Origin of the sequence: Prescottella equi (assembly GCF_002094305.1) — a bacterium.
In the GTDB taxonomy this organism is placed as follows: domain Bacteria; phylum Actinomycetota; class Actinomycetes; order Mycobacteriales; family Mycobacteriaceae; genus Prescottella; species Prescottella equi.
The window spans coordinates 320,391-337,673 of sequence record NZ_LWTX01000005.1 but is presented as its reverse complement, the minus strand read 5'-3'; the positions used below and the strand labels follow the sequence as shown (position 1 = coordinate 337,673).

22 protein-coding genes are annotated in these 17,283 nt (G+C 68.7%); 17 read left to right on the top strand and 5 right to left on the bottom strand.

From position 1 onward, the window contains the following. Positions 1 to 4 precede the first annotated feature (4 nt). The 10 genes from thiS to A6I89_RS15455 all read left to right on the top strand — a co-directional run bounded on the left by thiS (position 5) and on the right by A6I89_RS15455 (position 8,106). Positions 5 to 214 (top strand): sulfur carrier protein ThiS, encoded by a 210-nt coding sequence (gene thiS / locus A6I89_RS15500; RefSeq protein WP_005517880.1) that lies wholly within the window; start codon positions 5 to 7, stop codon positions 212 to 214. Position 215: 1 nt separating this feature from the next. Then, positions 216 to 965, top strand: a complete 750-nt coding sequence (gene thiG / locus A6I89_RS15495; protein ID WP_013417095.1) for a thiazole synthase — start codon at positions 216 to 218, stop codon at positions 963 to 965. A gap of 110 nt (positions 966 to 1,075) precedes the next feature. After that, positions 1,076 to 1,615 (top strand): pentapeptide repeat-containing protein, encoded by a 540-nt coding sequence (locus A6I89_RS15490; protein WP_005517883.1) that lies wholly within the window; start codon positions 1,076 to 1,078, stop codon positions 1,613 to 1,615. Between the two features lie 110 nt (positions 1,616 to 1,725). Beyond that, positions 1,726 to 2,691 carry an ABC transporter ATP-binding protein gene (locus tag A6I89_RS15485; protein WP_005517884.1) on the top strand — a complete coding sequence of 322 codons (966 nt, stop codon included), beginning with the start codon at positions 1,726 to 1,728 and terminating at the stop codon, positions 2,689 to 2,691. After that, positions 2,688 to 3,440, top strand: a complete 753-nt coding sequence (locus A6I89_RS15480; RefSeq protein WP_005517885.1) for an ABC transporter permease — start codon at positions 2,688 to 2,690, stop codon at positions 3,438 to 3,440. The genes A6I89_RS15485 and A6I89_RS15480 overlap by 4 nt, the downstream gene beginning before the upstream one ends. 83 nt (positions 3,441 to 3,523) lie before the next feature. Beyond that, on the top strand, positions 3,524 to 4,516 hold the full coding sequence (locus A6I89_RS15475; protein ID WP_022597708.1) for a GlxA family transcriptional regulator: 993 nt from the start codon (positions 3,524 to 3,526) through the stop codon (positions 4,514 to 4,516). A gap of 90 nt (positions 4,517 to 4,606) precedes the next feature. Then, positions 4,607 to 5,425: a dienelactone hydrolase family protein gene (locus A6I89_RS15470; protein ID WP_060934508.1), complete on the top strand. Its 819-nt coding sequence runs from the start codon at positions 4,607 to 4,609 to the stop codon at positions 5,423 to 5,425. Between the two features lie 32 nt (positions 5,426 to 5,457). Continuing rightward, on the top strand, positions 5,458 to 6,915 hold the full coding sequence (locus A6I89_RS15465) for a M28 family metallopeptidase (protein ID WP_044991356.1): 1,458 nt from the start codon (positions 5,458 to 5,460) through the stop codon (positions 6,913 to 6,915). Between the two features lie 64 nt (positions 6,916 to 6,979). Beyond that, complete coding sequence (locus tag A6I89_RS15460; protein WP_022597677.1) at positions 6,980 to 7,846, top strand: adenylate/guanylate cyclase domain-containing protein; 867 nt, start codon at positions 6,980 to 6,982, stop codon at positions 7,844 to 7,846. Positions 7,847 to 7,920: 74 nt separating this feature from the next. Further along, a complete protein-coding gene (locus tag A6I89_RS15455; RefSeq protein ID WP_005517890.1) occupies positions 7,921 to 8,106 on the top strand; it encodes a hypothetical protein in 186 nt (61 codons plus the stop codon). Here the strand turns inward: A6I89_RS15455 and thiD are convergent, their stop codons facing one another. Together thiD and A6I89_RS15445 are read right to left on the bottom strand one after the other, a co-directional pair. Then, positions 8,107 to 8,958: a bifunctional hydroxymethylpyrimidine kinase/phosphomethylpyrimidine kinase gene (gene thiD / locus A6I89_RS15450; protein WP_022597676.1), complete on the bottom strand. Its 852-nt coding sequence runs from the start codon at positions 8,956 to 8,958 to the stop codon at positions 8,107 to 8,109. It lies immediately after the preceding gene. Positions 8,959 to 9,086: 128 nt separating this feature from the next. Next, complete coding sequence (locus A6I89_RS15445; RefSeq protein ID WP_005517892.1) at positions 9,087 to 9,977, bottom strand: hypothetical protein; 891 nt, start codon at positions 9,975 to 9,977, stop codon at positions 9,087 to 9,089. A gap of 849 nt (positions 9,978 to 10,826) precedes the next feature. Between A6I89_RS15445 and A6I89_RS15440 the strand changes: the two genes are divergently transcribed. The 4 genes from A6I89_RS15440 to A6I89_RS15425 all read left to right on the top strand — a co-directional run bounded on the left by A6I89_RS15440 (position 10,827) and on the right by A6I89_RS15425 (position 13,514). Next, on the top strand, positions 10,827 to 11,600 hold the full coding sequence (locus A6I89_RS15440) for a hypothetical protein (RefSeq protein WP_232244786.1): 774 nt from the start codon (positions 10,827 to 10,829) through the stop codon (positions 11,598 to 11,600). A gap of 84 nt (positions 11,601 to 11,684) precedes the next feature. Continuing rightward, positions 11,685 to 12,293, top strand: coding sequence for a hypothetical protein (locus tag A6I89_RS24655; protein ID WP_157349032.1), 609 nt, complete (start codon positions 11,685 to 11,687; stop codon positions 12,291 to 12,293). Positions 12,294 to 12,682: 389 nt separating this feature from the next. Next, entirely contained in the window at positions 12,683 to 13,042 is a 360-nt protein-coding gene (locus A6I89_RS15430) for a GNAT family N-acetyltransferase (RefSeq protein WP_022597673.1), read from the top strand. A gap of 91 nt (positions 13,043 to 13,133) precedes the next feature. Beyond that, positions 13,134 to 13,514, top strand: a complete 381-nt coding sequence (locus tag A6I89_RS15425; RefSeq protein WP_022597671.1) for a GNAT family N-acetyltransferase — start codon at positions 13,134 to 13,136, stop codon at positions 13,512 to 13,514. On the opposite strand, the gene A6I89_RS15420 is transcribed toward A6I89_RS15425, so the two are convergent. The 3 genes from A6I89_RS15420 to A6I89_RS15410 are packed head-to-tail and all read right to left on the bottom strand — an operon-like array spanning position 13,484 to position 15,183. Then, positions 13,484 to 14,284 (bottom strand): exodeoxyribonuclease III, encoded by an 801-nt coding sequence (locus A6I89_RS15420; RefSeq protein ID WP_022597670.1) that lies wholly within the window; start codon positions 14,282 to 14,284, stop codon positions 13,484 to 13,486. The two genes, A6I89_RS15425 and A6I89_RS15420, sit on opposite strands and share 31 nt — an antisense overlap. Positions 14,285 to 14,314: 30 nt before the next feature. Next, entirely contained in the window at positions 14,315 to 14,554 is a 240-nt protein-coding gene (locus A6I89_RS15415) for a putative acetyltransferase (protein ID WP_005517905.1), read from the bottom strand. An 11-nt stretch (positions 14,555 to 14,565) separates the two neighbouring features. Further along, positions 14,566 to 15,183 (bottom strand): peptide deformylase, encoded by a 618-nt coding sequence (locus A6I89_RS15410; protein ID WP_005517906.1) that lies wholly within the window; start codon positions 15,181 to 15,183, stop codon positions 14,566 to 14,568. A 236-nt stretch (positions 15,184 to 15,419) separates the two neighbouring features. Here A6I89_RS15410 and A6I89_RS15405 point away from each other — a divergent pair, with 236 nt between their 5' ends. The 3 genes from A6I89_RS15405 to sodC all read left to right on the top strand — a co-directional run bounded on the left by A6I89_RS15405 (position 15,420) and on the right by sodC (position 17,173). After that, positions 15,420 to 15,746 carry a DUF3263 domain-containing protein gene (locus A6I89_RS15405; RefSeq protein ID WP_005517908.1) on the top strand — a complete coding sequence of 109 codons (327 nt, stop codon included), beginning with the start codon at positions 15,420 to 15,422 and terminating at the stop codon, positions 15,744 to 15,746. A gap of 81 nt (positions 15,747 to 15,827) precedes the next feature. Continuing rightward, positions 15,828 to 16,400 (top strand): LytR C-terminal domain-containing protein, encoded by a 573-nt coding sequence (locus A6I89_RS15400; RefSeq protein WP_022597667.1) that lies wholly within the window; start codon positions 15,828 to 15,830, stop codon positions 16,398 to 16,400. A gap of 62 nt (positions 16,401 to 16,462) precedes the next feature. Continuing rightward, entirely contained in the window at positions 16,463 to 17,173 is a 711-nt protein-coding gene (sodC, locus tag A6I89_RS15395; RefSeq protein ID WP_005517911.1) for a superoxide dismutase[Cu-Zn], read from the top strand. The last annotated feature ends 110 nt before the right edge of the window (positions 17,174 to 17,283 follow it).

Below are 17,283 nucleotides of genomic sequence, written 5' to 3'. Positions count from 1 at the left end.
TTGAATGAGTGAGTTGATCGGGATCACCGTCAACGGTGAGGACCGCGAGTTCGACGGGCCGCTGACGGTGACGGAGTTGCTCGAGCGGCTGGAGTTGCCGCAGCGCGGCATCGCCGTCGCGGTGGACGGTGCGGTGTTCCCGCGCGGCCGGTGGACCGAATCGGTCGGCCGCGGCTGGGAGATCGAGATCCTCACGGCGGTGCAGGGTGGCTGACATGGGCAAGCTGACGATCGCCGACCGCACGTTCGGCTCGCGCCTGATCATGGGCACCGGGGGCGCCGCGAATCTCGCGGTTCTCGAGGAGGCGCTGGTGGCGTCCGGTACCGAACTGACCACCGTGGCGATGCGACGCGTCGACGCCGCGGGCGGCACCGGTGTGCTCGATCTGCTCCGCCGTCTCGACATCGCGCCGCTGCCGAACACCGCCGGATGCCGCGGCGCCGCGGAGGCCGTGCTCACCGCGCAGCTCGCACGCGAGGCCCTCGAAACCGACTGGGTGAAACTCGAGGTGATCGCCGACGAGCGCACCCTGCTGCCCGACGCGATCGAATTGGTCAGCGCCGCAGAGCAGTTGGTGGACGACGGCTTCACGGTGCTGCCGTACACCACCGACGACCCGGTGCTCGCGAAGCGCCTCGAGGACGTCGGTTGCGCGGCGGTGATGCCACTGGGTTCACCGATCGGCACCGGTCTGGGCATCTCGAACCCGCACAACATCGAGATGATCGTCGACGCCGCGAACGTCCCCGTCATCCTCGACGCCGGCATCGGTACCGCGAGCGATGCGACGCTCGCGATGGAACTGGGCTGCGACGCGGTGCTGCTCGCGACAGCGGTCACCCGGGCGAAGGATCCGGCGCTCATGGCGTCGGCGATGCGTGGTGCGGTCACGGCCGGTTACGAGGCCCGGCATGCCGGACGTATCCCCAAGCGGTTCTGGGCGCAGGCGTCGTCGCCGATGTAGTTGCGGCGCGCCGCGGGTCACGGGTTGATCGAAATCCCTGGCCCGGCGCGGATTCAGGCTAGGCTCGACAGCAACTTGCTCCGTTGGTTCGAGTGCCTGGAGGGCATGCCATGACGACGTTGAGTACCGACCTTCTGGATTTGCTCCGCTCGGATGTCGTGGCGTGGAACGCCCGACGCGATCAGTTGCCCGATGCGCCCGACCTTCACGGTCTCGATCTGTCAGGTGCCGACCTGGCCGGGGCCAACCTCACGGGCGCCAACATGGAGGGCACCGATCTCTCCGGGGCGGACCTGACGTTCGCGGAACTCGGCGGCGCCAACCTCAACGGCGCGAACCTCTCGGGGGCCGTGGCCGCGGACGCGGACTTCAGCAAGGCGTATCTCACCAACGCCAAACTCAACGGGGCAGTGCTCACGCTGTCGTTCCTGACGTCGACGTACCTGGCACACGCCAACCTGACCGGCGCGGATCTGTCGGGCGCGTACATGACCGGCGCCCACCTCGAGGACGCCGATCTGACGGGGGCGCGGCTCACCGGCGCGTACCTCGCGCACGCCGATCTCACCGGGGCCCGGCTCGGCACAGCCGACGTCAGCGGCGCGGACCTGACCGACGTGACGATGCCGGACGGCGCCGTCCGGGCCTGACTCCGGGTGATCCCCCACACGCCTCGGGGTGCGCGTCATCCCTGGGTATGACACGCGAGTAGACCCGGGACCGATGCGCAGGCAGGGGCGTTTCGGGCAGAGTGGTCCCCATGATTGAAGTGAGGGGACTGACGAAGACCTACGGGTCGACGAGAGCGGTGGACGATCTCACGTTCTCCGTGAAGCCGGGAATCGTCACCGGCTTCCTCGGCCCGAACGGTGCCGGCAAGTCGACGACCATGCGAATGATCCTCGGACTCGACACCCCGACGTCGGGAACCGCACTGGTCGAGGGTGTGCCGTACCACGAGCTCAAGCAGCCGTTGCGGACCGTCGGCGCGCTGCTCGACGCCAAGTGGGTGCACCCCAACCGCTCCGCGAAGGCGCACCTGCAGTGGATGGCCGCGGCCAACTCGCTGCCGATGTCGCGCGTCGACGAGGTGCTGCGGCTGGTGGGCCTGAGCGAGGTTGCCGGCAAGAAGGCCGGCGGCTTCTCGCTCGGTATGTCGCAGCGGCTCGGTCTGGCCGGCGCGCTGCTGGGTGACCCCAAGGTGCTGCTGTTCGACGAGCCGGTCAACGGCCTCGACCCCGAGGGCATCGTCTGGATCCGAAAGTTCATGCAGAGCCTGGCCGCCGAGGGCCGTACCGTCCTCGTCTCGAGCCATCTGCTGTCGGAGATGGCGCAGACCGCCGAGCACCTCGTGGTGATCGGCCGCGGTCGCCTCATCGCCGACACCAGCGTCAAGGATTTCGTCGACCGCGCCTCGGGTGCGTCGGTGCGGGTGCGCAGCCCGCAGCTCGACGCGCTGCGCAGCGTGCTCACCGCGCAGGGTTTCTCGGTCCAGGAGGACCCGGGCACCGATCATCAGCCGGCGCTGCTGGTCGCGGGTGTGCGCACGGACGACGTGGGCGCCCTCGCCGGTGCGAACGGCATCGTGCTGCACGAGCTGGCGTCGAAGCAGGGCTCGCTCGAGGAAGCGTTCATGAAGCTCACCGGCCACGACGTGCAGTACCAGGCGCAGATCGGCGGTCAGCCGGCCGACGCCGCGCAGAACATGGGAGGTGCGCTCCGATGAGCGTGTTGAATGCCGAGCGCATCAAGCTCACGTCCACCAAGTCGCCGATGTGGTGCAGCCTCATCGCCGTTGTGGTCAGCGTCGGGTTCGCGGCGATCATGGGTGTGGCCTACAAGTCGCTGGTGTCGTCGGGCGACAACTCGATGGGCGAGTTCACCGTCGCCTACACGCAGGCGGGTGCCGCCCAGTTCGGCGCCATGCTCGTGATGATCATGTCGGCGCTGGCGGTCACCACCGAGTACCGGTTCGGCGTCATCCGCACCACGTTCCAGGCCATCCCGCGCCGCACCCAGGTGATCGGCGGGAAGGCAGCGTTGCTGGCGGCGATTGCGGCGGTCCTCGGTCTGGTCATCGCCCTGGCGTCGTTCTTCGTGGCGCAGGCGACGTCGGGTGAGACGCTGTCGATGGGCAGCGGTGACAATGCCCGGGAACTGTTCGGTATCCCGATCTACTACGCGCTCCTGGCCGTGCTGGCGGTGGGCGTCGGCACGCTGATCCGTCAGTCGGCGGGTGCCATCTCGCTGCTGCTGCTGTGGCCGCTGGTGATCGAGAGCCTCGCGACGATCATCCCCAAGGTGGGCAAGTACGTCGGCGAGTTCGGTCCGTTCAACAACGTGAACTACTTCCTCGGCAACGGTGGCGGGTTCGATTTCCACTGGGGTCCATGGGGCGGCCTGCTCTACTTCGCGGCGTTCGTCGCGATCGTGTTCGGTGCGAGCCTGTTCGTGGTGAACAAGCGCGACGCCTGAGTACCGCTCTCGAAGCGCCCGGCCGAATTCTTTCGGCCGGGCGCTTCGGCTATCTTCGGCCCGGACGACGGGAGGGTGCCGCGATGCGGATCGGAGTGTTGGCGTACGAGGGCTGTCTGGCAGCGGAGATCTTCGTGTTCACCGATCTGCTCCGCATCGCCAATCGTGTTGCGCGGGAGACGGGTGCGGCCACCGAGGATCCCTTCCGGGTGTCGGTGATCGCGGCGTCTGCCGAACCCGTTGCGGCGGCCGGCGGCTTTCCGGTCGGCGTCACGCGCTGGCACCACCGGTTCGATCGTCTGATCGTCCCCGGCTTCGAACTCGTGCCGTCCGAGGATGTCGCGGCGCGCCTGGGTTCTCTGCAGCGGGAGACGACGTTCCTGCGGGCGGCGGCGGAGCGAGGCACCCGGATCGCGTCGGTGTGTGTGGGCGCGTTCCTGCTGGGCGAGGCCGATCTGCTGGCCGGACGGCGGGCGACCACGTCGTGGCTGTTCGCGTCGCGCCTGGCCCGGCGCTACCCGCGGACGACCGTGTGCCCCGAGGCGCTGATCGTCACCGACGGGACGATCACGACGACGGCCGCCTTCAGTGCCGCGCTGGACCTTGCGACCGCACTGGTCCGCGAACACCTCGGCGACGACGTCGCCCGCGCCACGGCGCGGATCACGCTGGTGGCCGACAACCGAACGAGTCAGGCGCCGTACGTCGTCGACGCCATGTTGCCGTCGGCCCGCGGACCGTTCGCGGACCAGGTGGCGGCGTGGCTCGTGGAGCACCTGGCCGAACCCTACGACCTGGGGCGCCTCGCCGACGCGTTCCACGTGAGCACCCGGACGTTGCTGCGGCGCTTCCGGGCCGAGACCGGGGAGTCGCCGCTCGACTTCCTCCGCCGGGCCCGGGTGCGGGCGGCGCGGAACCTGCTCGAAACCACGGATCTGCCGCTGGCCCGTGTCGTCGAACGCGTCGGGTACCGGGATGCCGGGACGTTCCGGCGTTTGTTCGTCGAGCAGGTGGGGATGAATCCGGCCGACTACCGCCGGAAGTTCCATGGCGACGCAAGCTCCGTGGCGATGTAGCCGCTATAGGTGGCGATGTCGCCACTCCCCGTCGTGCCGGGACGCGGACAGACTGACCGAACCACCATCGATCGGTCACGGAGGACACAAGTGCCCCAACGCAGCCTGCACGAGGACGATCCGCTCGACGACTTCGAGCGCCGCAGCATCGAGGAGAACGGCGTCACCAAGACCGTCTACGTCGCGGGCAGCGGACCGGCGGTGATCGTCATGCCGGAGATGCCGGGGATCAGCCCGCACGTCGCGCGGTTCGGGCGGTGGGTGCGTGACGTCGGCTTCACCGTGTATCTGCCGTCGCTGTTCGGCCGGGACGGCGCCGTGCCCGGTGTCGAGGAGGGGGTGGCGGTGCTCCGCCGGGCGTGTGTGAGCGCGGAGTTCCGGGCGCTCGGCGCCGACGGCACCACTCCGGCCGTCGCGTGGCTGCGCGCGCTCGCCCGTCGCGCGCACGGCGAGTGCGGCGGACCGGGCGTCGGGGCGATCGGCATGTGTTTCACGGGCAACTTCGCGCTGTCGATGATGCTCGAGCCCGCGATGCTGGCGCCGGTGCTCTCGCAGCCGTCGCTGCCGCTCGACGATCCGGACGGAATCGACAGCGGCCCGGAGGAGCTCGCGTCGGTGCGCAAACGTCTCGAGAAGGACGACCTGACGGTGCTGGCCTACCGGTTCCAGGGCGACAAGTTCTGCCGCGCACAGCGGTTCGCAGCGTACGAGCGGGCGCTCGGCGACCGGTTCGAGGCGCGGGTGCTGCCCGACAGCGCCGCCAATCCGGAGACGTCGCCGTTCTTCGAGCACGTCATCGCGAGCCCGCACAGCGTCGTCACGGCGCACCTGATCGACGAGGCCGGCCAGCCCACCGTCGCGGCGCGGGATGAGATCCTCTCCTTCCTCGCCATGCGGCTGAGGGCCTGAGGGTCCCGGCCCGAGCGGGGTACTCTGCCCGCATGCGGGTGAGGGTGGGGTTGGTCGTGGGTCTCTCCGGTGCGCTGCTGCTCGCGGGCTGCAGCGATCCCGACGAGGGCGGCCCACCCGTGGACGGTCCGGGCCTGGCCGCGGCGATCGACGCCGACGCGGTGATGGGCGATCTCGAGCAACTGCAGCGGATCGCGGACGCGAACGGCGGTAACCGCTCCGTCGGCACCCCCGGCTACGACGCGAGCGTCGACTACGTCGTCGGACAGCTCGAGGGCGCCGGATTCGACGTCGAGACACCGGAATTCGACGTCGACCGATTCGACGCGCACACCCAGACGCTCGCGTTCGCCGGCCGCGACGTGCCGTTCGAGGCGCTCACGTACTCGCCGGCGACACCGCGGGGCGGGCTCACCGCCCGGTTGGTGCCGGCGCCGTCGGACGAGACCCCGGGCTGCGAGGCCACCGACTACGACGGCCTGGACGTCACGGGTGCGGTGGTGCTGGTGGATCGCGGCGCGTGCCCCTTCGCGCAGAAGCAGCAGGTCGCGGCCGATCGGGGCGCGGTGGCCGTGCTCGTCGCCGACAACGAGGACGAAGGCCTACCCGGCGGCACGCTGGGGGCGAAGGCGGACGCCCGGATCCCCACCGGTGGCGTCAGCAAGGCCGACGGCGTCGCGCTGCGACAGGGTGGAGACGTGACCCTCACGCTCGACACCATCGTCGAAACGGTCAAGTCCCGCAACGTGATCGCGCAGACCAAGACCGGCGATTCCGGCAACGTGGTGATGGCGGGCGCGCATCTGGACTCGGTGCCGGACGGCCCCGGCATCAACGACGACGGCTCGGGTGTCGCGTCGCTGCTCGAGACGGCCCGGCAGCTCGGCGCGAGGCCGGACACGGCGAACGCGGTGCGGTTCGCCTTCTGGGGTGCCGAGGAGGAGGGGCTCAACGGGTCGACGGCGTACGTCGAGGGTCTCGACGACGCGGCCCGCGCCGACATCGCGCTGTACCTCAACTTCGACATGGTGGGCTCGCCCAACGCCGGCTACTTCGTGTACGACGGCGACAACTCCGACAACGTGGGCGAAGGGCCGGGGCCGGAGGGGTCGGCCGGGATCGAGCGCACGTTCGCAGCGATCGTGTTGCAGTTGGGGGTGACGCCAGGGGGAACGGACTTCGACGGGCGCTCGGACTACGGCCCGTTCATCGCGGCCGGGATCCCGGCGGGCGGCCTGTTCACCGGTGCCGAGGAGAAGAAGACACCAGCTCAGGCGCAGCAGTGGGGTGGTGAGGCCGACGCGATGCTGGACCCGAATTACCACACCGCGCAGGACACCGTCGGCAACATCGACCGCACCGCGCTGGCGCTCAATGCGCAAGCGATCGGGTACGGCATCGGGCATTACGCGCAGTCGACCGACGGCGTGAACGGGGTGCCGCCGGCGGGTGACGCCCGGAGCGCGGCGCGGGCCGATGTGGGGAAGTAGGCGCCGAAACCGGCGTCACGCGGCAGTTCTGCGAGACGACCCGGCCACGATTACTCTTGCCGGGGTGAGTGACGACCCGGAGGGCGACGCCACACCGGAACCGGCCCCCACGGATTCCGGCACGGAGGGCGGCTACGCCAAGGTCACCGGTTCGGTGGCGAAGTGGGTACGCGACGCAGACCGGCAACCCCAGTTGGTCGACGCCGTGCGGCGGATCAGGCGCTCACTGCCCGGTGATCCCGCATTCGGCGACCCCCTCTCGACGGCTGGTCCCGGCGGCGCGCGGGCCGCGGCCCGCATGATCGACACCGGTTCGGGGGCGTCGCGCGAGGTGAGCATGGCGGCGCTGCAGGTGCTGCAGGCGGTGCTCGAGAAGACGTGGGGCAGCCCCGCGAACGGCGAGGTCACCATCGTGTTCACCGACCTCGTCGGGTTCTCCAGCTGGTCGCTGCAGGTGGGCGACGGCGCGACGCTGTCGCTGCTGCGGGAGGTCGCCGCCACCATCGAGCCGCCCATGATCGAACGGGGCGGCCAGGTGGTCAAACGTCTGGGCGACGGGCTGATGGTGGTGTTCGATCACCCGGACCGGGCCGTCGAGGCGGTGTTCGCGGCGCGCGCGGCGCTCGCGACCCTGGACCACGCCGGCTACCGCCCCCGGATGCGCGTCGGCCTGCACACCGGGGCTCCGCAGCCCATCGGCGCGGACTGGTTCGGTGTCGATGTCAACGTGGCCGCCCGCATGATGGAGCTCGGCGGCAACGGCAACGTCGTCGTCTCCGGCAACACGCACGACGCGATCGGCGAGGAGCGCCTTGCCGAGCTGGGCCTTGTTGCGCGGCGCTACCGGCGCGGGCTGCTGGCGGCGCCGCAGCGCGGGGTGCCCGAGGACCTGCGGGTCTACGTGCTGCGCCCGGCGCCGGCACCGCGGTGACGGCCGAGCGGACCATTCGGACGACTTCGGGAAACCGTTGCCGCCCTCGCCGCCCGGCGCGCACACTGGGGACCATGACCGAGTCCGGGCATCCGCAGCGCACACCGTTCTACGGGGTGTTGATGATCATCGCGGCGCTGGCGGCCGCGATCGCGGTGAGCTACTACGGGCCCACGTGGTTCCGGATCACCGTCTACATTCTCGCGGTGCCGGTGGTGGCGGTCGGTTTCGTCATGACCCTGCGCGACTATTCGCGCTGATCAGGCGCCTTTCGGATCCAGTCGCCACAGCGGCGACACCGGACCGTGCCCGGCGCCGAGGTCGTACGACGCCTCGAGGCACTTGGTGACCCATTCCTTGCCGAACGCGACCGCGTCGGGCATCGCGTAGCCGTTGGCGAGCGCGCACGTCACCGCCGCGGCCAGGGTGTCGCCGCCGCCGTGATCGTTGCCGGTGTCGATCCGCGGGCTGGTGAACTCGTGGAAGGTGTCGCCGTCGAACAGCAGGTCGGTGCTCGACGTCGACGAGCGCAGGTGCCCACCCTTGACCATCGACCACTGCGCGCCGAGGGCGTGCAGGGCCTCGGCCGCGCGGCGGGCGGTGGCATCGTCGACCACCTCGATGCCGGTGATGAGGCGCACCTCGTCGAGGTTCGGCGTCACCAGCGACGCGATCGGGATGAGGGTGTTCCGGACGGCGTCGAGCGCCTCGGCGTGCAGCAGCGGATCGCCGTGCATGGACGCGCACACCGGGTCCACCACCAGCGGGATGGAGCCGTCGCGGCCGATGCCCACCTCGGTGCACACCTGTGCCACGGCCTCGATGATCGCGGTGGACGCGAGCATGCCGGTCTTGGCGGCGGAGACGCCGATGTCCAGGGCCACGCAGCGCACTTGCGCAGCCACCGTCTCGGGCGGGATCTCGTGAAAACCGCTGACGCCCACCGAGTTCTGCACCGTCACCGCGGCGACCGCGACGCACGCGTGCACCCCGCACATCGCCATGGTGCGCGAATCGGCCTGGATGCCGGCACCGCCGCCGGAGTCGGTGCCGGCGATGGTGAGGGCGCGGATCGGGGTCTGGCCGGTCGGCGTCAGGGGCAGGTAGTTCACGGCCTCGAGCCTACCCAGGCGAGGCGGGTGCGACGGACGGTGGTGTGAGTCGTGCGGTTGGGGCATCTACGACGTGAGTCGTCCCGGTGCCGGCGGGATACCGGCACCGGGACGAGGTCAGCGGTGGATCAGGGTGTGGGGGTGTTCAGGTACTCGTCCAACTCCCAGCCGGCGACGTTGTAGACGGCGCTGGTCGTGGACAGGGAGTTACCGGCACCCGCGGAGGGCAGGCCCGCCCGCAGGTTGACGGCCCAGTTCAGGGATCCGAGCGGGCCGCAACCGGAGGCGCCGGGGACGGCGAAGTCGGTGGCGGTGTGGGGTGCCTGGGGCCAGACGTAGCCCGGCACCTCGGGCCCGTTGGTCGAGATGTACTCCGTCGGTCCGGCGCTGCCCACGAGTGCGAGGGACAGGTTGATCGGGGTGGCGGCGGAGCCGATGTAGCAGTTGTCGCCGAGAAGTGGATTGGAGAGCTTGAGCCGCACCGGAAGCTGCACGGCGAGGTTGTAGGGATCGACGTCGGGCAGGGCGACGGCCTCCACGGTCGCCTGGATGGCGGTGGGGCCGAAGTTCTCCGCCGACGCGGCGCCGAATGCTCCGCCGGGAACGGTGATCGGGTTGGCGTACACGCCGAACTTGCCGTCGTCGGCGGCGGGGACGAAGACCTGCTCGCCCGTCACGCCGCCGGCGATCATCAGGCTGCCGTCGGGGACCGCGACGTCGAGATTGCCGATGCGCATGTTGCCGTCCCGGATGATCACCGTCATGCAGGTACCCAGGCCGGTATCGGGGTCGTAGGCCAGATCGAGCCGGCAGGTGTCCCAGTTCTGGAACTCGTACGGCGTGCCGGGCGCGGCCGACGAGCCGGTCGAGGAGCCGCTGCTGCCTTCGGAACTGGACAGGCTGCCGCTGCTACCGGAGCTGCCTTCGGCCGATCCGGCGGCGTTCGCGACGCCGCCGCCGACCAGGGCCAGCGCGGCGGTGGCCGCCAGCACGGCGGAGCGAGTGGTGTTCTTTCGCATGTACTTCCCCCATATGGATGTCGACTCGGCCAGGAGGTTCGGTCGAACCCAGCTGTGACTGCCCGAGTGCCCTACTGACAGGTTGGCGCCGCCCTGGCATGGGCCTTGCGACGCCTGGCGTCGAGGTGAGTCGGGCGTGCCCCGGATCGAGATGGGGCGCAGATGCGCTCATCCGAATCCCCCGATGTTCCCCGTCCAGAGCCGGACGTTGTTGCAGTCCGACTGCGAGCGTGTAACAGATCGTCACACACACAGCGGATGTCATGTGCCGGTTTCGGGAGGATCGGCGAAATCTATCTGCGGTACACCGAAACTGTACTGCAGTACAAACTTTAGCGTTGACCGAAAAGGCGACCCGAAAAGTCGGGTGTCGTTACGGCCAGGGCTGGCCCCTTGCTGGAAGTCGTGCGCCCAGGCGAATATCGGCCGACCGGTATCTCGTACTGTTGACCTGCGTGGATCTCGGAAATGGCAAGGGGTGCAACATTTATTGAACGCCCGTCCAGCTGGGGGCCTGCTTGGCGGCGGCCGGGGGAATTGTCGAAACTGTCACGCGAAGGCGTCGTGTGTGTGACGATCTGTTACGCGCACGCAGTCGGGCCGACATCAGGTCCGGCTCAGGATGGGGAATCTCGGGGGAGATCAGGAACGGGCACAACCCCGCTCGTCCCGGACTTACGCCAGCAGCGCACCCGACTCACCCCAACGTCATGCATCGTGCTCGAGGTGCAGTGCATATCGAGCCGATGCTCTTCCGTGAGAAATACACTCGATCGGCGATGCCGAGTCCTGCTCGAATCGAATCTGGACGGGTGTGTACCCGAATGGGGGTTCTACGTGAGAAAACTCATGACCCGCTCCGTGATCCTGGGTGCGGCAACAGCTTTGGCTCTGGTAGGGGGTGGTGTGGCGAACGCGGCTGCCCCGGTATCGGGGGCGAAGTACGATTTCAAGAATTGGGACACCTGCCAGCTGGACAAGGTTTACGACCCCGATACCGGTGTGGGTACCTGTATGACGGTCGTGATTCGGGATGGCACGATGCGAGTCGGCAGCCTCAACGTCCAGATTCCGGACGGAAGTCTGATGATTGCCGGCGGTGTCGCGCAGGACCAGGTCTTCGTTCCCGCTGCCAATGATGGCAAGTTCGGTGTGTATTCGAAGTCGCTCAGCGTCCCCGGCGGCGCACTCGGGACCAGTTCGGCCGAGGACTTCGGCCCGACTGCCATCCAGGCGACCGTGGAGGCTGTGGAGCTGCCTGTGGTCGATCCCTACAACCTCGGTGTGCAACTTCCGGTTCGGTTGAAGCTCTCCAACTCGTTGCTGGGGAACAACTGCTATATCGGTTCTACTTCGAATCCGATACGGCTTTCGCTGGCACTCCAAGATGCTGGTGCTGCGCAATGGATTTCGGACACGGTTCCTGGCGTTCCGGGCGGGGTCTGGCCCCAGGCAACACACAAGGCCACCAACTTTGCGGTGCCCGGAGCCACCGGATGCGGTCTCTTCGGCTCGCTGAACTGGGCCGTCAATCAACGGGCCGGCCTGCCGTCGGGTGGTTCGGGCAATTCCCTGTCCACAACCAGCTCTGTCTACAACGCCGCGGGATGGGAGCTGCTGTAGCGCCGCAATCGAATCGATTCATCGAAGCCTGTTCAATCGACCGTTCATCCGAACGGGGCTACACCTCACATGAAGGAGAAACGAATGGCAACGAAGATTCTCAATCGGGGTAGCGCAGTTCTGGCCGTCGCCGCGGCCGCGACGTTGACGGCTGCGGGGCTGTCGTACGCGTCGACAACGATCACTCCCGCGAGCACGCCGGTCACCGCGACGAGCAGCGATCTTCGGATCATCACCACCACCCCCGGGTACACCATGCGCTGTACGAATGTGTCCGGCACCGGGACGACCCCGGCTGCACCCGGCAACGTCAACCCGTCCACTGGCGGGATCGACATCAACATCAGCAGCGTGAGTCTGTCGAGTTGCACGCTCAACGGGCAGCCTGCGACGGTCGCTGCCAGCGGGACCTGGAAGCTGAAGGTCGACAACGATGGTGCATCACCCCAGGGTTCACTGATCATCCCCGCCGGTGGCGCGGTGGTCACGGTGCCGTCGAGTGGTTGCTCGATCACGGTGGGGGCGAGCACCATCGGGCCGCTGCCGTACGCGAAGCCGTCGGTGACCGCCTCGAACTCCGGGACGGTCAATTTCAACTCCACCGGTGGCGGTGTATGCCCGCCGGCAGGTCCCGGTACGGCTACCCTGACGGGCAAGCTGACCTTCTCGCCGGGAATCGACGTCACGCCGTGACGTCGATCTGACCTAGACCGTCCCGGTATCCACGTGGGTGGGTACCGGGACGGTCGACGGATCGGATCGAAAAGTATTCAGCTGAAGGCTTTTCGAGAAGCGGCTGTTCGGTGGTGCAGGGGATCGGCCGGGTGGCTCTTGTGTGTTTGCCAATCTGTAACGGATGGCCGGGTGAATAGATTGTGTCGACAGTAAGAAGAACCGGTCGGGTGGTATTGAATTCCGCGCTGCGTCCGGGATGCGTCTCCGCTGCTTGTGTATGCGATCTGAAGGGGCCCGGAATTCGCGTCGAACGGATTCGGTCAAATGCCTGACAGGTTGCCCCGAACGCCTGTACTAATAGTGGCGTGGATCACATTGTTGCATCGAAAGCGTCCCGAGGAGGTGTCGTGTTCGCCGATTCGCCCAGTGCCGACGTGACCGACAATACCGACCAGAACCGCTTCGAGTTGCGGCTCAACGGAGACCTGGTGGGAATCGTCGGCTACTACGACACCTCACCGGCCCGTCGTCGCGGCGCGCGGAAACCCACTCCGGTCGTCTCGTTCATGCACACCGTCGTCGTCGAGGACTTCGGTCACCGCGGGCTCGCCGCCGTCATGGTGCGGCGCTCCCTGGACCGGGCCCGGGACTACGGCTGGCGCGTGCGCCCAGTGTGCACGTATGTGCAGCGGTTCGTGGAGGCCAACCCGGAGTACCTGGATCTGATGGCGCCACCCGAGGCGTCCGACGCGATCTCGCTGAACTGATCGACGCGCGGCCACGCCGCGGTCAAGGATCGGCATCGAACCGCCCCACCCGTCCCGAAACGGACCCGGTGCCGGCGGTTCGGCCGGTTTCATGGGGAACGTGAACAGCGAATCCCCACGGACAGCGGGCGCCGTCGCCGACGCCGTCCGTATCGTCGACAGCCCGCCACACGAGCGCTACGAACTGTGGGTGCGCGACGACCTCGTCGGCATCCTCGGCTACCGCCGCGACAGCGCCGGGCCGTCCGGTGACGTGCTCACCCTGCTGCACACCGTCGTCCGCGAGGACCGGAGCGGCCGCGGCTGGGCGGCGGTACTGGTGCGGGCCGTGCTCGACCGCGCCCGCAGCGAGGGCGCCCGGATCCGCCCGGTCTGCACCTACGTCACGCGGTTCCTCGGCACCCACACCGAGTACCTGGACCTGCTCGACGAGCAGCCTGATCAGGCCAGATCCACCACGACCGGCGCGTGATCGCTCGCGCCCTTGCCCTTGCGCTCGTCCCGGTCGATGTGCGCGCCGGTGACCCGCGCCGCGAACGCGGGGGAGCCCAGCACGTAGTCGATGCGCATGCCCTGCCGCTTGGCGAACCGCAGCTGTGTGTAGTCCCAGTAGGTGTAGACGCCGGGGCCGGGCGCGTGCGGGCGCACCACATCGGCGAAACCGGCCTCGGCGAACGCATCGAACGCTTCCCGCTCCGGCTGCGACGTGTGGGTCTTGCCCTCGAAGAACGCCGGATCCCACACGTCCTCGTCGGTGGGCGCGACGTTCCAGTCGCCCACCAGCGCGATCTGCGCGTCCGGGTTGCCGGCCAGCCAGCCCTCCGCGTCCGCACGCAGCTTCGCGAGCCACTCCAGCTTGTAGACGTAGTGCGGATCCGTCAGCTCACGGCCGTTGGGCACGTACAGGCTCCACACCCGCACCCCGCCCACCGTCGCACCGATCGCGCGGGCCTCCCGCGTGGCCTCCGCCTCCGGATCCTTGTTGAACCCGGGCTGATCCGCGAACCCGACCTGCACGTCCTCGAGCCCGATGCGCGACGCGATCGCCACGCCGTTCCACTGGCTCAATCCGACGTGTGCCACCTCGTAGCCGGCCTCGGTGAACCGCTCGTACGGGAACTGCTCGTCCTTGCACTTGGTTTCCTGCATCGCCAACACATCGGTGTCGGTGCGGGCCAGCCAGTCCACGATCCGGTCGGTTCGGGCACGGACCGAGTTCACATTCCACGTCGCGATACGCACACCGGAGAGGGTAGTCAGCTATCCCGACAGTCACCGAACCCGGCCGTCGGACCGGCGCACCGGCTTGGGGCCCAGCGCCTTGAGTCTCACGATGTCGGCGCGCTCGATCTCCACCACGCGGTCGTCGGCGGTGCGAATCACCACCGTCGGCTCGAGCTGCTCGAGTGTGCCGATCACGTCGGTGAGCGGATGCGAGCCCCCGGGTGGCAGGCGATACCGCACCACCACCCGGCCGCCGATCACCGGCGGGCCCGGCTCGCGACTCGTCACGGGTCCTCGACTCAGTCTTCCTCGGAGTCCTCGTCGTGACCGAACGGGTCGTCGACCGTGCCCGGCGTCCAGCTCAGGCCCGGCACGCCCCAACCCTCACGCTTGATCGTCTTCTTCGCCGCGCGCTTGTTGCGGCCGATCAGCACGTCCACGTACAGGAAGCCGTCCAGGTGACCGGTCTCGTGCTGCAGCATCCGCGCGAAGAAACCGTGGCCCTCGATCTCGACCGGGTTGCCGTGCTCGTCGGTGCCGGTGACCTTGGCCCAGTCGGCACGGCCGGTGGGGAACTGCTCACCGGGAACCGACAGGCAGCCCTCGACGTCGTCGTCCTCGTCCGGCATGGTCTCCGGAATCTCCGACGTCTCGAGCACCGGGTTGACCACGCAGCCGCGGCGCATCACGGGCTTGCCGGACGCGTCCTTTCCGGCGGCGTAGTCGGGGCAGTCGTACACGAACAGGCGCTTGGCGACGCCCACCTGGTTCGCGGCCAGACCCACACCGTTCGCGGCGTCCATCGTCTCGTACATGTCGCGGATCAGATCGGCGAGTTCGGCGGGCGACTCGGTCACGGGCTTGGTCGGCTCGTGCAGGACGGGATCGCCGACGATGCGGATCGGAAGAATTGCCATGGTCACCAAGGATAGTGCGCGTGATATTCGCGGCGCGTCCCCCTGGAAGCCCGTCACCCGCGCCGCCACCGTGGTTCAATTGACCAGGAAGAACACAGATGTAATTCGTGACCGGTCCCGAGCGATGTCTCAGTGTCCGGGCACACCGCTCGGCCTGATCCTGCCGGGTCCAACGGGGCGCGGAGGTCGCGCTGACGTCGGGCGGACCGGAAGTCATCGAGCAGTCGAGGAGTGAGATGGACGGCGCAGCAGCGCGGAACCAATCTGAGCGGCCCGACAGCACGTCGGGGAACGAAGTGGGCGAGGACGGTCTGACTCGCCGCGAGCACGACATCCTGTCCTTCGAGCGGCAGTGGTGGAAGTACGCGGGGGCCAAGGAAGAGGCCATCAAGGAACTCTTCGCGATGTCGGCCACCCGCTACTACCAGGTCCTCAACGCGCTCGTCGATCGCCCCGAGGCGCTGGCCGCCGACCCGATGCTGGTCAAGCGCCTGCGGCGCCTGCGCGCCAGCCGTCAGAAGGCCCGCGCGGCCCGTCGCCTGGGCTTCGATCTCAGCACGTAGCCCTCTCCCAGTAGTCGCCAACTCGCGGCCGTCGTCACCTCGTTACGGGAAGCGTCCGACGGGCCGATTAAGGTCGGAACAGTGACCACCCCGAATCCAGAGTCGTCAGGCCCCCCGCTGCGCGCGATCGCGATGGTGCTGATCGCCCTCGCGATCCTGTTCGCCGGCCTCGGCGCGGCCTCCCTGGGTGGCTCCGATTCCGACGAGACGGCCACCGAGGCCTCGCCGACCACCACCACGTCCGCCCCCGCCGCGGCACCGGCCGCGGCGCGCACCACGACGGCGGCCCCCACCACGACCGCGGCCGAGCCGACCACCACGACCAGCACCGCGACGTCGACCACCGTTGCCTCGGCCACCACGTCCGCGCGGGTCGACAAGTCCGTGCCGGTGCGGGTGTTCAACAACAGCACCGTCTCGGGCCTGGCCGCACAGACCGCGAACGAGCTGACGTCCGGCGGTTGGAACGTCTCCGAGACCGGCAACTACAGCTACGGGCAGATCCAGACCACCACCGTCTACTACGGCAGCAGTGCCTCGGAGAAGGCTGCCGCCCAGGCCATCGCCGCCGAGCTCGGCGTCAAGGCCGAACCCCGTTTTGCCGGAATCGAGAGCGCGTCGCCCGGCGTGATCGTGATCGTCACCTCCGGGTAGTCCGGTACCACCCGCTGGTTATGATCATCCGCAGATTTCAACCACCTCGAAGGAGCGGTTCGATGGCCTCGCAATTCTCCCGTAGCAAGTCCTGGCGTGTCGTGACCCCGTTGGTCGCGATCGCCGCGCTGGGCTTGACCGCGTGCTCGAACAACGAGGAGCCCACCGACGTTCCCGGCACCACCCCGCCGGTGTGGACCGGTGCCCCCGCTCCCGCAGGCGAGCACGGTGAGAGCGGCTCCGAGCACGCCACCACCACCGGCTCCGCCGACAATGTCTCGGTGACGCTCAAGGATGCCAAGGGCTCCCAGGTCGGCACCGCGACCCTCGCCGAGAACGGTGGCTTCGTCCAGGTCACCGTCGACGCCCAGGGCCTGACGCCCGGCTTCCACGGCCTGCATGTGCACTCGGTCGGCAAGTGTGAGCCCAACTCCGTCGCCCCCACCGGCGGCGAGCCGGGCAACTTCCTCTCCGCCGGCGGCCACTTCCAGGTCGAGGGCCACACCGGCCATCCGGCCAGCGGCGATCTCACATCGCTCGAGGTCCGCGAGGACGGCAAGGGCTACCTGGTCACCACCACCGACGCCTTCACCCTCGAGGACCTGAAGAACGGTGGCAAGGGCACCGCGCTGATGATCCACGCGGACGCCGACAACTTCGGCAACATCCCCACCCGCTACGCGCTGCCCGACAATGCGGCCGTGCCGGACCAGCAGACGCTGTCCACCGGTGACGCGGGCGGACGCGTCGCCTGCGGTGTCATCGGCGGCTGACGCCACACCACAGATCACCGAAACGGCGGGGCCCTCGCGGCCCCGCCGTTTCGCGTCTGCCAGCGCCTTTGCGGAGCCGTGCGGGCTCCAGGACGCTGTGGTTGGATCGT

Coding starts and splice junctions, on each gene's coding strand:
- thiS (WP_005517880.1), top strand. CDS start 5: ATGAGTGAGTTGATCGGGATCACCGTCAACGGTGAGGACCGCGAGTTC.
- thiG (WP_013417095.1), top strand. CDS start 216: ATGGGCAAGCTGACGATCGCCGACCGCACGTTCGGCTCGCGCCTGATC.
- A6I89_RS24655 (WP_157349032.1), top strand. CDS start 11,685: ATGGCAACGAAGATTCTCAATCGGGGTAGCGCAGTTCTGGCCGTCGCC.
- A6I89_RS15455 (WP_005517890.1), top strand. CDS start 7,921: ATGACCGAGTCCGGGCATCCGCAGCGCACACCGTTCTACGGGGTGTTG.
- A6I89_RS15490 (WP_005517883.1), top strand. CDS start 1,076: ATGACGACGTTGAGTACCGACCTTCTGGATTTGCTCCGCTCGGATGTC.
- A6I89_RS15405 (WP_005517908.1), top strand. CDS start 15,420: ATGGACGGCGCAGCAGCGCGGAACCAATCTGAGCGGCCCGACAGCACG.
- sodC (WP_005517911.1), top strand. CDS start 16,463: ATGGCCTCGCAATTCTCCCGTAGCAAGTCCTGGCGTGTCGTGACCCCG.
- A6I89_RS15475 (WP_022597708.1), top strand. CDS start 3,524: ATGCGGATCGGAGTGTTGGCGTACGAGGGCTGTCTGGCAGCGGAGATC.
- A6I89_RS15480 (WP_005517885.1), top strand. CDS start 2,688: ATGAGCGTGTTGAATGCCGAGCGCATCAAGCTCACGTCCACCAAGTCG.
- A6I89_RS15465 (WP_044991356.1), top strand. CDS start 5,458: ATGCGGGTGAGGGTGGGGTTGGTCGTGGGTCTCTCCGGTGCGCTGCTG.
- A6I89_RS15440 (WP_232244786.1), top strand. CDS start 10,827: ATGACCCGCTCCGTGATCCTGGGTGCGGCAACAGCTTTGGCTCTGGTA.
- A6I89_RS15485 (WP_005517884.1), top strand. CDS start 1,726: ATGATTGAAGTGAGGGGACTGACGAAGACCTACGGGTCGACGAGAGCG.
- A6I89_RS15445 (WP_005517892.1), bottom strand. CDS start 9,977: ATGCGAAAGAACACCACTCGCTCCGCCGTGCTGGCGGCCACCGCCGCG.
- A6I89_RS15410 (WP_005517906.1), bottom strand. CDS start 15,183: ATGGCAATTCTTCCGATCCGCATCGTCGGCGATCCCGTCCTGCACGAG.
- A6I89_RS15425 (WP_022597671.1), top strand. CDS start 13,134: ATGGGGAACGTGAACAGCGAATCCCCACGGACAGCGGGCGCCGTCGCC.